Origin of the sequence: Adhaeribacter aerolatus (genome assembly GCF_007991635.1) — a bacterium.
Taxonomy (GTDB): Bacteria; Bacteroidota; Bacteroidia; order Cytophagales; family Hymenobacteraceae; genus Adhaeribacter; species Adhaeribacter aerolatus.
Genome location: NZ_BJYS01000052.1, coordinates 1 through 14,724, shown reverse-complemented (window position 1 = coordinate 14,724; position 14,724 = coordinate 1). Strand labels below are relative to the sequence as shown.

Annotated in this window: 12 protein-coding genes; 6 read left to right on the top strand and 6 right to left on the bottom strand. The window is 43.9% G+C overall.

Annotated features, from left to right (window positions below):
• The first annotated feature begins 608 nt into the window (after positions 1-608).
• A complete protein-coding gene (locus tag AAE02nite_RS24225) occupies positions 609-1,754 on the top strand; it encodes a glycoside hydrolase family 88/105 protein (protein WP_146904692.1) in 1,146 nt (381 codons plus the stop codon).
• A gap of 470 nt (positions 1,755-2,224) precedes the next feature.
• Here the strand turns inward: AAE02nite_RS24225 and AAE02nite_RS24220 are convergent, their stop codons facing one another.
• The 4 genes from AAE02nite_RS24220 to AAE02nite_RS26445 form a co-directional block, all read right to left on the bottom strand.
• On the bottom strand, positions 2,225-4,417 hold the full coding sequence (locus AAE02nite_RS24220) for a peptidase domain-containing ABC transporter (protein ID WP_146904688.1): 2,193 nt from the start codon (positions 4,415-4,417) through the stop codon (positions 2,225-2,227).
• Positions 4,418-4,517: 100 nt separating this feature from the next.
• Positions 4,518-5,684: an HlyD family secretion protein gene (locus tag AAE02nite_RS24215; protein ID WP_146904684.1), complete on the bottom strand. Its 1,167-nt coding sequence runs from the start codon at positions 5,682-5,684 to the stop codon at positions 4,518-4,520.
• A 273-nt stretch (positions 5,685-5,957) separates the two neighbouring features.
• Positions 5,958-6,146 carry a hypothetical protein gene (locus AAE02nite_RS24210; protein WP_146904681.1) on the bottom strand — a complete coding sequence of 63 codons (189 nt, stop codon included), beginning with the start codon at positions 6,144-6,146 and terminating at the stop codon, positions 5,958-5,960.
• Positions 6,147-6,223: 77 nt separating this feature from the next.
• Complete coding sequence (locus AAE02nite_RS26445; protein WP_170252684.1) at positions 6,224-6,400, bottom strand: hypothetical protein; 177 nt, start codon at positions 6,398-6,400, stop codon at positions 6,224-6,226.
• A gap of 562 nt (positions 6,401-6,962) precedes the next feature.
• Here AAE02nite_RS26445 and AAE02nite_RS26905 point away from each other — a divergent pair.
• The 3 genes from AAE02nite_RS26905 (at position 6,963) to AAE02nite_RS24200 (ending at position 9,361) form a co-directional block, all read left to right on the top strand.
• Positions 6,963-7,088 (top strand): hypothetical protein, encoded by a 126-nt coding sequence (locus AAE02nite_RS26905; RefSeq protein WP_262713479.1) that lies wholly within the window; start codon positions 6,963-6,965, stop codon positions 7,086-7,088.
• A gap of 369 nt (positions 7,089-7,457) precedes the next feature.
• Entirely contained in the window at positions 7,458-8,342 is an 885-nt protein-coding gene (locus tag AAE02nite_RS24205) for a glycoside hydrolase 5 family protein (protein WP_146904678.1), read from the top strand.
• A 65-nt stretch (positions 8,343-8,407) separates the two neighbouring features.
• Positions 8,408-9,361, top strand: coding sequence for a glycosyltransferase family 9 protein (locus AAE02nite_RS24200; protein WP_146904675.1), 954 nt, complete (start codon positions 8,408-8,410; stop codon positions 9,359-9,361).
• Between the two features lie 55 nt (positions 9,362-9,416).
• On the opposite strand, the gene AAE02nite_RS24195 is transcribed toward AAE02nite_RS24200, so the two are convergent.
• Together AAE02nite_RS24195 and AAE02nite_RS24190 are read right to left on the bottom strand one after the other, a co-directional pair.
• Positions 9,417-10,802: a Coenzyme F420 hydrogenase/dehydrogenase, beta subunit C-terminal domain gene (locus tag AAE02nite_RS24195; protein ID WP_218033552.1), complete on the bottom strand. Its 1,386-nt coding sequence runs from the start codon at positions 10,800-10,802 to the stop codon at positions 9,417-9,419.
• Positions 10,799-11,908 carry a polysaccharide pyruvyl transferase family protein gene (locus AAE02nite_RS24190; RefSeq protein WP_218033551.1) on the bottom strand — a complete coding sequence of 370 codons (1,110 nt, stop codon included), beginning with the start codon at positions 11,906-11,908 and terminating at the stop codon, positions 10,799-10,801. The genes AAE02nite_RS24195 and AAE02nite_RS24190 overlap by 4 nt, the downstream gene beginning before the upstream one ends.
• Positions 11,909-12,209: 301 nt before the next feature.
• Between AAE02nite_RS24190 and AAE02nite_RS24185 the strand changes: the two genes are divergently transcribed.
• Positions 12,210-12,812 carry a histidine phosphatase family protein gene (locus tag AAE02nite_RS24185; RefSeq protein ID WP_146904672.1) on the top strand — a complete coding sequence of 201 codons (603 nt, stop codon included), beginning with the start codon at positions 12,210-12,212 and terminating at the stop codon, positions 12,810-12,812.
• 442 nt (positions 12,813-13,254) lie between these two features.
• Complete coding sequence (locus AAE02nite_RS24180) at positions 13,255-14,580, top strand: inositol-3-phosphate synthase (protein ID WP_146904669.1); 1,326 nt, start codon at positions 13,255-13,257, stop codon at positions 14,578-14,580.
• The last annotated feature ends 144 nt before the right edge of the window (positions 14,581-14,724 follow it).

The window sequence follows — 14,724 nt, the reverse complement described above, 5'->3', positions numbered from 1 at the left end:
TAATAACTCACCCAATTAAATTTACAGATTAACATTGGTACTGTCTTTAACGGTAACGATGAAATTATCTTCTGTTTTGATGGTTACAATTTTAAATTTAAAATCCTTGGCAAGCGCAAATTTGCCGGCAATTTTGGCTTCTATTTGAATATTTCGCAGGCTATAATTTTCTACCGAAGATTCTTTATACCGGCAGCTAATAACGCTTTACGGCCTTGTTTACCCGATTATTTGTTATAATGTTAACAAACATCCAGCCCTAAATTATCCTGGTTTATCCTGCGAAAAGTGTTTTCTTCCAAAACTAGATTTAGTTTTCGGAAAATTTAGTTTTCGGAAAACAAGACCGGCTTAAAATAAGAGAAAAGTATTTTGCTTAAATTCATTAAAGTTTACTGCAATTGAAACGAAAATAATTCTGAATAAGCGTAAATACATTTAGCAGAATATTTTCTATTGTCAGATAACAACAGTTTAAATCAATTACTGATAGTTTTAAGAAAAATTAAAATAAACGATTGAATTTATTCACAGGATAGAGCAGGACAGCCTACTATACCTCAGCACTTAATTTTACCTAATACTCTTACCCACATCAGGTTCTAACCATGAAAAATAAATTTATTTCTCTCCGGCAGATATTCCTTTTAAGCCTGGCAATTATTTGGGGTGTAGCTGGCGTACAGGCCCAACGCTTGCCTAGTAAGAAGCAGGTTTTAAATACTTTGCGGCTCACCAACGATTATTTCATGAAAACCTGGCCCGATCCGGGAAAGGAAATAACCACCAATAAAACCCGCCCGAGTAATCTCTGGACCCGCGCCGTTTATTACGAAGGTTTAATGGCCTTATATGGCGTAGATAAGCAGCAAAAATATATTGATTACGCCGTAGATTGGGGCCAGAAACATAATTGGGGGCTTCGCAATGGTCGCGATACCCGCGATGCCGACGACCAGTGTGCCGGCCAGACTTACATCGATTTGTACCTGCTAGACCCCAAGCCCGAACGCATCCGGGATATTAAATATTCGGTTGATGCTATGGTAAACAGCCCGAAGGTAGATGACTGGCACTGGATAGATGCTTTGCAAATGGCGATGCCGGTTTTTGCCCGTTTAGGTAATTTGTACAAAGACAATGCGTATTACGAAAAAATGTATGCGTTATATAACCATGCTAAAACGGTGCAGGGCGGCAATGGCTTATACAACCCTACCGACGATTTATGGTGGCGCGACAAGGATTTTGTGCCGCCTTACAAAGAGCCCAACGGCGAAGATTGTTATTGGTCGAGAGGGAATGGCTGGGTAGTGGCAGCCCTAGTGCGCGTGTTGGATATTATGCCCAAAGGCGCCCCGCATCGCGAGGAGTACCAGAAAACTTACCTGAAAATGATAAATGCTTTATTGCCTATCCAACGGCCCGATGGTTACTGGAATGTAAGTCTGCATGACCCCACGAATTTTGGTGGGAAAGAAATAACCGGTACTTCGTTATTTATATACGGTATGGCCTGGGGCGTAAATAATGGCCTGCTCGATGCCAAATATTACAAACCTATTATAGCTAAAGCCTGGAATGCTATGGCCAAAGAGGCGGTTCACCCCAATGGCTTTTTAGGTTATGTGCAGGGTACCGGCAAAGAACCCAAAGATGGGCAGCCGGTGACCTACAACAGCAAACCAGATTTTGAAGATTATGGCTTGGGTTGCTTTTTATTAGCCGGCACCGAAATTATGAAGATGAAGTAAATGGTAGGTTCCTGAAAATACTTAACAGGTTATAGGTTAAAGTTTTATTTAAAGGGATATTTTCTTTGTAGATCATCAGGTAAGCCTATTCCGACGAACCGATAATCACCGGTTTGAATTTTAGCAAATTCCACCTGTTGGGCGTGTGTATAGAGGGGATGAACCGCCTCTTCGGCACAACAAGCCGGACATAACATTTGCGTATTAAACCAGGAGGACCGTAGGGTAGGAGTTTCGTCCTGGCAACGATGGCAAACTGACATATAATAACCTTTATTCACCTCCGACATTGCCTTGTTATATTTAATAATGTCAATGTAAAATCCTAAAATGAAGATTTGATGAAAATAGGGGATAATAGAATTTACTGTCTTTCATTTTTAAGTATATCCCACTTAAAAACCAGAATTGAATTCTATAATCAAGTATAATTTAGATATCATTAACTTAAGAAGAAATGGTAAGCATCCTTAATGCCCATTACTACTTACCAAATCAAAATCTGGTTTGGCAAAGCGGAATTGCTGCGCCCAAAGCTTGTAGTAGTATTTACCGGTAAGCAGCAATTCTTCATGGGTGCCTGCTTCCACCAGTTTTCCTTCCTCCAGTACAATAATCTGGTCGGCCTGCATCACTGTACTCAGGCGATGGGCAATAAGAATAACGGTTTTCTGGGCTTTTCTTAATTGCTGAATAGATGACTGCACATATTGCTCCGAATGGGAATCCAGCGAGGAAGTTGCCTCATCTAAAATGAGTATTTCGGGTTCCTGGTAGAGGGCTCGGGCAATGGCTATCCGTTGTTTTTGACCGCCCGATAAGGTGGCTCCATTTTCCCCCAGATACGTGTTAAAACCATTTGGAAGCTTTTCTACAAAGGCAGCAATCCCCAAGGCTTCACAAATCCGCAAGACCTTTTCCATGTCCGGTTTAAAAACCCCCACCGCAATATTTTCGATAACATTGCCTGCAAACAAATCAATGTTCTGTGGTACTACACTTACCAGGGACCTTAAACTAGTCGTACTAATATGCTTGAGGTCGTAGTTGCCAATGGTGATATGCCCGCTAGTTAAAGGGTAGATGTTCTGCAGCAAGGCCATCAGCGTTGTTTTGCCGGAGCCACTTTCGCCCACTATTGCTGTAACCTTGCCTTGGGCAATAGTAAGGTTCAGGTTTTCAAATACGGTGGCCCTGGAACCATACCGGAATGCCACCTCCCGAAAATGGATATCCGCAATCATCTCCCGCTTTAAGTCAATCTTGTTCTCTATTTCTTCGCGCTCCAGGTCCATGATTTCGAACAACCGGTCAGCGGCAATTAAGGCATCCTGCAGGGTTTTATTCATGCCAATTAAACTGTTGACCGGACCGGTAAAATAGCCGATTAACGCGTAAAAGGAAAGCAATTCTCCTGCCGTAAGGGTATGATTCAGCACCGAGTAAGCGCCGGCCCACAGAATAAGAATGGTAAACAACCTGGTGATAAACTCCGCGCCAGTTCCTAAATAGACCGCATTTTGGGTAGCCTGAAAAATGGTTTTCAGCAGCTTGATAAAACTTGTTTCGGTTTTTAAATTGGCATAAGATTCGAGGCCAAACCTTTTAATAGTGGCCATGGTATTCAACGATTCTACCAGTTGGGTTTGCAACTCCGCAGAATCTTCCATCAGCTTTCGTTGTACTTTCTTGTTGAGCTTATTGGTAATAAAATAAATCAGCCCGTAGAAGGGAATAATAATCAGCATCATCAGGGCCAGTTTCCAGTAGTAAGTAAACATCAGCCCAAAGGAAAAGAGCACAATAAAAACATTGACAACTAAGTTTAGCGCGGCATCATTAATAAAAGTTCTGATTTTAACGGCATCATTTATCCGGGAGATAATCTCCCCGACCCGCATGCTGTCAAAGAAAGTTTGGGGCAGGGTCAGCAAATGCTTGTAATAGCCCAGAATTAACTGGGCATCCATTTGCTGGCCGGTTTTCAAGGCGAAAATACTTTTGATGGTGCCAATCAACAGTTGCAGCAACAGTAACAAAATCATGACTACACTCATTAAATTAAGCAAGTTTTTGTTGCCCCCTACTAGTACATAGTCAACTGTTTTTTGCACGTAGATAGAGGTGGAGAGACCCAGCACGGTATAAAGCACTGCTCCTACAAATGCTTGCAGCAACACGGCCTGATGGGGCTGGGCTAACTGCCAGAACCGGGTGAGAACCGAAGTTTTCTCATTGCCTGTCTTGAACTGGGTATCAGGCAATAGTAATATCAAAACCCCGGTCCATTGGTTTTTAAACGCTTCGTGGCTTAACCGGTGCATTATCCCATCCCCTGGGTCCATCACCAACACGTACTTTGCCTTTACCTGGTAGAGAACCATAAAATGGTGGAGTTCTTGTTTAACTACGACGTGGACAATGGCTGGAAGAGGAATTTTAAAGAGACTCTCCAAAGTACCCCTTACCCCTTTGGCTGTAAACCCTAACCGGGTGGCTGCTTCAATCATACCCAGCACATTGGTTCCCTTCGTATCGGTAGAGGCATACTGCCGGATACGGCTAAGGGGTAAGTGGTAATGATAATGGGCCGCCACCGAAGCCAGGCAAGCGGCGCCGCAGTCGGTGATATCGTGTTGTTTAACCTGGATATGCTTTTTCATGGCTAAAGGTTTTAAATAAGAAAGGTGTATTCTTGTAGGCAGGGCTAAAAAGAATGGCTGGCGAAGGAATTGATTGTTTAGCTATTCTGATAAAGAAATATTACTGTGTTGCCTGTAAAGGATTTAACCAGTCATCCGCTTTGTCGAAAAGCAGTTGCAAGAGACTCCGCTGGGTTAAGGAAAATCGGGCCTGTAGCGTCATGCCTTTTTTCAGGTTGCCCCGATAGCCATTGGGTAGCTGTAAGTAGGTGTCATCTAATTGGCAGGTGATTTTAAAAGCCGGCTGGTTATTCAATAGTACCACATCATGGGCCACGTCCGTTACCCGCCCCTTTAACAACCCCCATTCATTATAATTAAATGCATCTATTTGGAAAGTAGCTGGCATACCTAGTCGGATTTGACCAATCTCCTTGGGAGAGACATAGCACTCCGCAATTAATCCGGAATCTGGCGAAATTACCCCAACCATCTCGCCCCCCTGTAAGTAGCTGCCCGCGTACTTTCCCGTAAACTGTTGCAACGTGCCCGCGATTGGGGCGCGAATTGTATAAAATTCTTTCTGCTGCTGAAGTTCCTTTTCCTGGGCTTGGAGTTCGGTGAAGGAAAAGGTATGAGTGGTTAAATCAGCCTGCCACTGGCTAAGCTGTTGCTCCATGGCAGCCAGGTAAGCCGACCGGCTGCTGCGCAATTCAAATTGCTTATCATCGTATTCCTGCCTGGCTACTACTTTTTCCTGGAATAAAGTTTGCGTTAGGGTAAGTTCCTGCTGCTTCTTACGTAGCGTATTTTGATGTTGGGAAAGAACCTGGACAAACTGGGTATATTGCTGTTGGTAGAGTGGAGATTGTAACTTTCTGGCTCTTAATAAAGAAGTGGTATCGAGAGCCACCAGACGGGAAAGGTCTTTTAGGTGCTGTTTTTTTTGTACTTGCTGGGCTTGGTTTAGCCGAATTCTGGTATCTAACCCATCAGTTTGCAGCCGCAACATTACTTGCCCACGGCGCACGTATTGATTCTCTTTGACCAGCACGGCAGCAATAGTGCCGGCCACAAACGGTTTAAGTTCGCTTTTATCAGCTATAGGGCGAATAATACCGTTGGTACGTACGACCACATCCATAGAGATGAAAGGCAAACTGAGAAAGGCCAGGATTATTCCGCCCAGGATAGCAACATAGATAGCCTGACTACGCGTGGAAATAGTCCCTAAGTAGCTTTCGGCGCTGTACTCAATCACATCCGATGGATAAAGCTGATTTTGCATAACAAACAAGATATAATCAGTGGATCGATAAGATTAACCTAAATTATTTTTATCCTAATTTTAAGGTATTGAAAAGGACAGAAGACAAAAGCACCTAAGAAAATAGAACCTATAAATAGCCTACTTATATTCTTTAAGCAAGCTATTTATAAAGGCATCTTGTTAAATGCTCCTGTGGTTTGTGAGGCAGAAGTACACAATCAATTCAGCAATTATCGTATATGTAGTTAATATTTTATGTACTTCTGGTAATTAAAGAAAGACATGCCGAGTTTAAAAAACTGGACGTATAGGAGTAGGATAATCAAAAGGCGGGGTAGGGTTAAAGGGTGGATAAGGGTAGTGAGGTAGAAAAGGAAAAGGAAAAGGTTGGATGCAGCCACCTTCAGTTACTCCGCCTTGTACTTGTTGTAACTCAGCAGCATCTAATACTTCTAAGCCAAATTGTTCTAAATTTTTCATGTTTTTAATTTTTATTTTATATAAGGTTAGAATTAAAGAGAGAAGGCGGATAGATATCCACCTTCTCTCTGAATTTATTACTGTGGAATTGTAACTTTACAAGGACCTTGACACTCAACTACAATAGGTTTTTTGTCACCGCCTAATGCACCTTTTATAAAATCAATAGCTATATCTATCAAGCTACCACCTTGTACTTGTTGTAATTCAGCAGCATCTAATGCCACTAAGCCGAATTGTTCTAAATTTTTCATGTTTTTAATTTTTAAATTTTGATTTATTAATTCTACTTTAAAGCTTCTTTGGGGGAGAATCGAAGGAGTTAATTATCAATTTTGATTAAGTACTTTTTACCATTAAGGTTTAGCAGGTAAAGCGTAAATACTTAAAACATAATTAAGTAGGTTGCCCTTCTGAAAAGTGAAGCAATACCCATGTCTTTAGGTAGCTCGGTAGCATCTAATGCCATCAAAGCTTATTGTTCTTAATTTTACATTTTTTAAAGTTGTTTGAAAGGTGAGTTAAGTGCGCATCATATAAAATTATTTTATAAGTTAAGGAGGAAGGTATTATACTAGCGAGTAACTAGTGGCATAAGAGTAGTACTTCCTCCTTAGTTATCTGTGGGGTTTCCTTAACGCTTGGTAAATTATGGGCAAAGACAATCATCATACACTTATTTATTGCGTATTCTTTCAAAGGTCAACAGACTTTTAAATATTTTTTATGGTTAATTTAATTTAGGTAGTTTATGATTTTGATCAGAATTAATCTTTGTCTTGTCCTAAATATAGGTTGACAAAAAAGTTAACAGAAATGAAAGAAAAAGACGTAGAAGAGCGTATTGTTGCCAGGTATCTCACTAATGATATGAGCTATATAAAAGTGGCCGATGAAGGTGGCGTTGATTACCGAAGCCTGCATTGTTGGGTAAAAGATTAGCAAGGGCACGTGATAACCCAATTCAATTACAGAAGAGCCAGGTAGCTGCGGGAAATGTCGTTGTACCTATAGCGTTAGTAGTAGCTTTTTGCTTTATCCTTAAAATGGATATTTTACTTTACTTCTAATTGGTCCTAATTAAAGGAAGCTTACACTTGGTGTAAAGCCAGGAGTTTACCTTTTGTTGATCTAACCCAGCGGAACGGTATAATTTTAGTATTAAGGTTTTATTTAGCGGTTGAAGTAAAGAAGAGAGGTGCTTTATTTGAGATTCTAACCCAGGAATGATTTTATATTTGCCGCCGCGCCGAACTGCCGGGCATAATCTCCGTATGGTGATTCGGCGAATAAACCGACACAAATTAAAATATGATTGAAGCAGTTAAGTTTTGGAATGAACCAAATAATAAATCGCATTGGGCATTTGAAATTGATCCAGAATGGGAGATTTTCGGTAACATGGTAAGAATAGCGGCGGAAGCCGTAAAAGCCGAAAATCCGGGAATTTTAAGGGTGCTGGGTGGTATTTCGCCCATTGACCCGCATTTTATTAAAAAATTAGAAAAACACGGCGCGCTCGAAAACCTGGATGCTGTAGCTGTACACGGCTTTCCGCTCGACTGGAATCTCTGGCAAATACACGAATGGCCCGATAAAATAGCCGAAATTGAGGCAGTAACTAACTTGCCTGTTTGGGTAACCGAAGTGGGTATTTCGAGCTTTGGGGCAGAAGAAGTGCAGGAGTTTGGTTTGCGCCGAACTGCCGAATTGTTAATGGGCCGCGTGGACCGGGCGCATTGGTACAGCCTGTACGATTTGCCTCGCACCTGGGAAGCAACTACCCGCCACCGCGAAGCCGAAGGCTCTTCGTATTACCGCCACTTTCACATGGGATTGCTGCGCGAAGATGGCACACCTAAACTGGCACTAAAGCATTTTTCGGATTATACCCCCGAGTTTGGGATTTGCCAATGGTTCCATTTTGAAGATCACCGGTTGGATGCAGCCGTAGATTGGCTTCGAAAATTAGGCGTAAAACGCCTGCGTACTGGTTTAAGCTGGGCCGATTGGCTTCGGCCGGATGCCGATAAATGGTTTGACCATGTTATGAAAAAGTTGGAAGAATTTGATTTAACCGTAACGTTCTGCTTTACGCCCGAATCCAGAGGTATTCAGCCGCATCATACCTCGCCGCCCCAAAAAGTAGAAGAATTTGCCGATTTTTGCGTGACTATGATGCGCCGTTACGCTTAAAAATCATTCTATTTTTAATTCAGCCTAATAATTAATCGTAAAAATAATACCCAACTAAAACCCGAATGAGTCAGGATAAGCAGGAGGACACGTCAGATTATTGGATGCGTTGTATGCGGAGTGGTGCGTTTGAGGAAGCCTGGCATTTTAGCGATAAGGTGCTGCAATCTAGGGCCGGCCAGCCCTGCTGGCACTGGCCGCGGCATCTTCAATATATTTGGGACGGTAGTTCGTTCGAAGGCAAGCGGGTGCTGGTACGCTGTTATCATGGCCTGGGCGATACTATTCAGTTTATCCGGTACGCACCGTTGTTAAAAGCTATTGCTGCCAAAGTAATTGTATGGGCCCAGGCACCACTCATTCCAATTTTAGAAACCGCACAAGGCATTGACGAACTACTGCCGCTGCACGATGGCACTCCCGAAGTGGAGTATGACATAGATGTGGAAATAATGGAATTGCCCCATATTTTCCGAACTACTCTGAATACCATACCTTTGGATATCCCGTATTTGCAGGTGCCGCCACAACCACTCTCGTCAGAAAACGGGCATTTAGCCGTTGGACTGGTTTGGAAACCGGGTGATTGGAATGAGCAACGCGCTGTTCCTTTTCCACTGCTGGCGCCGCTCGCCAATGTTCCTGGCATTAAGCTTTATATTCTTCAGGCCAATGCCCAAGCGGCGGGGTGGCAGAACGGGTTTGGCATTAACCCCGGCGAGTTTAGTTTGTACGAGTTTGCCCGTGTGGTAAGCAGTTTAGATTTAATAATTTCCGTTGATTCCATGCCGGTTCATTTAGCCGGAGCGCTGGGGGTACCTGTTTGGACGTTGCTGCACGCCGAAGCCGATTGGCGCTGGATGGATAATCGGGAAGATAGTCCCTGGTATCCAACTATGCGGCTCTTCCGGCAGGAACGTGCGGGCGACTGGGAAAGCCTTATCCTGCGGGTAGCAGGCGAGCTGGAAGTCCTTGCCCAAAACAGCCTTCACTATTTGGTAAAATATTCCCCCGAATAGTACTTCTCGTTTAAAATTGTAGAACCAAAAAGGCAGGATTTGTCCCTGCCTTTTCCTATCCTTTTAATTGCGCAAAACGCTTTTTCATTTCGCTGAAATTGCCTTGGTGGTAAGCCAAACCGTGATACACTGCCGCTACCAGGCGGGCCCACAGAAAGTAAAGTTGTGGTTTTTGCAACCGGCGTGCGTACGAGAATACCCGGTGGCTGCCCGCCGAAATAAAGCTACGCACCCGGTAAATAATTTTACGTTGCCGGGTTAGTGTTTGCGAATCGGGGCTGACGCGTTTACGCGGCTGTACGCCCTGCCGCGACCAGGTAAGCCGGTAAGCCAAACCTTCGCGACGTTGCCGGAAGCCGGCCGCTTGCGTTTGTTCTACAAATTTATTGTCAACGGTATCTAATTGCAGGCGGCCGGCCTGAATAGCGGCGGCAACCAGTTGTTCTACTACCGGCGAGCGAACCACCACCACGTTGGTACCTTTACCATCCGAAGAATAAGGTTCAACCCAGGCATCGCCAAACGAAATATCAGCCGTTTCGGCCACCACATCGTCACAGAAATTGCAGGCCGAGTTCATGTAAAAGCCTGCGCCCCAATCGCCATCTTTCAAATGCCACCAATCGCGGTTAACCGTACTGCCATCGCGTAAAGTGAGCTGGGCATTATACCAGTTGGCCGGACGGTTGGGATCTTTATGGCGAAATTCAACCTGCTGAATTTCTTTTACCGGAATATTCATTTGCCAGGCAAAACTTTCGATAAAACGGGCGCTTTTCATGTGACCGCAAAAAAGCCCCAGCGTAAACGGAATGCGTTCCATAAAGAGTGGATCTTCGTTCCGGAGCAACTGCACGGCTTTAATAAAGCAAGGCACGCCGATAACAGCATAGCGGCCGGGCACTTCCCGGATGGTTTGCAATATTTGCGCTAATTCTATTGGGTAATAACGCGATTTGGCACCTTCCTGGATTTCGGCTTCGGTACGCGAAATGCGGTAGTGAAAGTACCGGCCTTCGGTTTGCGGATCTTTAGCCGCTACCACGTGGGCAACCCCATCGATTAAGCCTTGCCGCAGTAATTCATTAGCCACCCACGTAACCATGCCGCCCGAACTGCCCTGTAACCGAAATTCTTCTTCGGCTACGTAACCCACGTAAGCCGTTTGAAAGCGCCCAATGGCAGCATCCTGGTGTTTAGCCAGCGGGTAAAGATTGGTGGCTAAATAATCTTCGTTTTTGGCGGCCGGCGAAAAAGGACAGGTGCGGGTAAAGCTTTCGGATGGGCGCTGGTACCACGCCGAGGCGCCGGTAGGTTTTAATTCCCCGTAACCATCAAACTTCATTTGGGTACCGGGCAAATTAGCTTGCGCTACGCAGCTTCCGCACCCGATACACAAACCCGACGAAACAATATCTTTTGGGCTAAGTGGTTTTATCATGCGAATTGCGGTTGTTTAAGACCCAAAGCCCGATCGAGGTACGCACTGGAAGTTTGCCGCAGGCGCTCAATTTTCTGAGTTATTTCGGCATCAAAAGGTTCGTTTAACCGGGCACCATAAACTTCGGTTGGGGTGCCTTCCGGCAGCAAGTGTTTTTCGCCGCCAATTTTAGTCATTAAGCCTTGTAATTTATGCCGCCGGTAAGGTGTCGATTCGCAAACAAAGGGTTTAGCATTACGGAGGGCAAATACGCAACCGTGGAAGAAGTTGGTGGCCACCGCTTCAGAGCGAGCCATGAATTGCGCAAAATCGTGCGGATCGGCGGTAAGCCATTGCTCATCGGCCCAATCGTTCCGGTAGCCAATGCTAATCAGCGGAAGCTTGCGGGTACTGGCCCAGTTCCGGATTTCGCGGGCAAAAGACTCAGTGAAGTTGTGCCCGTAAACGGCCACGTATTGTTGCGGCAAATGGTCTAAACTTCTTTCGTTCGGTATTACCGGAAACTGCAGGCACGGATCCAACACCATTTCGGGCTGAAAACCAAGGGCATTTTTAATTATTAGCTGCGAGTTTTCATCTCTTACCGAAATCATGTCAAACTTCCGGAGTTTTTCGGCCCAGGCGGGTTCCATGCCCCAAGCGGCATCGTAATTGCCAAAACTAGCGGCGTAAGAAATCAGACGGTCGGTTTTCAGGCCATCGCCGTAAAACAACGAGCAACCCCCAAACCACGGATGCGATAAATTCCAAACTTCATCGCTGCCCACCACTACTAAATCGTATTCTGCCATGGCGGCCGGATTTTCTAAATCAAAGCGCCTGGATAAAGGCAGCGTGGGGAATATTTGGAAGAACTTAAGGATTTTTTCGCGGTAAAGCGGGTAATCTGATTTTGGAACGGACGTAGGCAAAACCGGTTGAAAGGCGCAAGTCCATTCGGTCTGGTTTACCCGCGGCGAATCATGGTCGAGGATTTCGGCGTGGTGTCCGCGGGCCTGCAGCCCTTCGGTTAAACAGCGGGCCTGCCAGTAACTACCATAATTTATACAACGGTGAAAAGTTAAGACACCTATTTTAAGAGGAATCTTTTTATGCGTATGATCCAATTTATTTCTGAATAAAGTTAGATATATTAAGTTTGGCCATTACCAGCTTTACAATTGGGTCGGAATATTTGTATATGCCTGGTTTTGCGCTTTGGTCCATTGCCAACGCAAGAAGTACCGGTTTGGTTTTAATTATAAATATTAAATTAACCGGGGTACAGTTAACCTTAAAACTAAATACCTGAAAACGCGGTACTTGCTTTTAAAGGTTAAAATATATAGGAGTTAAATATTTATTTTAAAAGAATAACTGGCAATTTGGAAGAGAAAATAAGTAAAAAGAGTAAACTAAGCCTACTAAATGACCAAGTTTCTTTTGATTCGGCATGCCACCACCGATTCGGTTGGCAAACGACTGAGTGGCCGCTTGTCCGGTGTTTCGTTGAATCCAGCAGGGCAGGAGCAGGCGCAAAAATTAGCGCAGCGCCTCACTGGTTCTGCTATAGCGGCTGTTTACAGCAGCCCCTTGGAGCGAGCCCTAGAAACCGCCGCCCCCATTGCCAAAATATTAAACCTCCGGCCTATAATTGATGAACATTTTCTGGAGATGAATTTTGGGGAGTGGACAGATGCGGCTTTTGAGAGTTTAGCCGATGAGCAGCAATTTAACCGCTTTAATTCTTTCCGCAGCGGCACGCGCATTCCGGGCGGCGAGTTAATGCTGGAAGCCCAAACCCGCATGGTTGCCGGTCTTTTGAAATTAACAAATCAGCACCCGAACGAAACGGTGGCGGTGGTGAGCCATTCAGATTTAATTAAGGCTGCCGTGGCCTACTTTGCCGGTATTCACCTCGATATGTTTCAACGGCTCGAAATAAGTCCGGCTTCGGTCAGTATTGTTCAGGTTTACGCCGAAACAGCCCAAATATTGCTGTTAAACCATACCGGCGAACTGAATATTTAGTTTGCCCCAGTGAAACAATTAATCTGGAATAACGGAATAGAAGTATGGTAAATCATAAGCCTTGGTTTAACTAAGATTTTATAAAACTTTTTCGATTAGATTCGGTTTAAGCGATTGCTGCAATTATTATTTGCAATAGGCATTGGCAATTTGCCAAACTACCAGATTTTAATAACATTCCTATTCGATATTTAAAATTATGTTTAATATCGGCTAATTAGTTAAATATCAAGTCAGAAGTAGAAAAATTAACTGATTTTAAACTCGTATGCTTGAAGTATTTTTAATGCAGCAAATAATAATATAATGCTTTAAGTTGTCCTGTTTTTCTTTATTAATAAATTAATGATGCAAAAGCAGGTTTAACAATGAATAATTTGGCTATTTTGGGAATATTTCAGCCAACGGATATATTTAGTTTTATTACTCAAAAACAAAACACATGCACAATACCATAGAAAAAGCAGAAGGAAAGCTTGGTATATTAACACCTGGTTTGGGTGCGGTTGCCACCACGCTAATTGCCGGGGTAGAAGCCGTAAAAAAGAACCTGGCGCAGCCCGTTGGCTCTTTAACCCAGATGGGCAATATTCGGTTAGGAAAGAGAACCGAAAACCGCAATCCTAAAATTAAAGACTTTGTACCCCTGGCCGACCTGAATGATATTGTTTTTGGTGGTTGGGATGTGTATAACGATAATGTGTTTGAAGCAGCCCTGAAAGCCAAGGTTATTGAGCCCATGATGCTGCACGCCGTAAAGTCCGAACTGGAAGCCATCAAGCCGATGAAAGCAGTTTTCGATCGGTCGTATGTGTCTAACCTGGATGGAGATCATATAAAGCAAGCCGCTACCAAAGCCGATTTGGCCCAGATGGTGATGGACGACATTGAGAATTTTAAAGAGGCCAACGATTGCTCCCGCATGGTATTGGTTTGGTGCGGATCAACTGAAATATACCTGGAGCCTTCGGCCGCGCATGAAACCATCGAAAGCTTCGAAGAAGGTTTACGTAATAATAATCCGGCTATTGCCCCTTCTATGATTTATGCTTACGCGGCCATTAAACTGGGCGTTCCGTTTATGAATGGTGCACCTAATTTAACCTGCGATATTCCGGCTTTAATTGAGTTGGCCAAGCAAACCAACACCCCCATTGGCGGTAAAGATTTTAAAACCGGGCAAACCCTCATGAAAACAATTTTGGCCCCTGGCCTACAGGCGCGGGCTTTGGGCGTAAAAGGCTGGTTTTCCTCTAATATTTTAGGTAACCGCGATGGTTATGTACTGGATCATCCGGATAATTTTAAAACGAAAGAAGTTTCTAAGTTAAGTGTGCTGGAAGATATTTTTCAGCCCGAAACAAACCCGGAATTATACGGCGATATTTACCATAAAGTAAGAATTAACTATTACCCACCGGCCGGCGACAATAAAGAAAGCTGGGACAATATTGATATTTTTGGTTGGATGGGTTACCAAATGCAAATAAAAGTAAACTTCCTGTGCCGCGATTCAATTCTGGCTGCCCCCCTCGTGCTGGACTTGGCTTTATTCAGCGACCTGGCAAAAAGAGCCGGTATGTCGGGCATTCAGGAGTGGTTATCTTTTTATTTTAAATCGCCGCAAACTGCTCCCGGTTTACACCCCGAGCACGATATTTTTAAGCAACTTATTAAACTGCAAAATACCTTGCGCCACTTAATGGGCGAAGACCTGATAACGCATTTGGGCTTAGAATATTACGAAGATCTAACGGAGGTATTGTAATCCGCTGAAGGTAATCTATTTTAAAGCTGAAGAAGTATTCAGACTATTTTAATGGTCTGAATCTTTTTCAGCTTTTGTTTAATGGCAGTTAAGCAACTGTAAGGTTTATTGTTTCAGAGACTTAGGACATTATAATCCACCCCT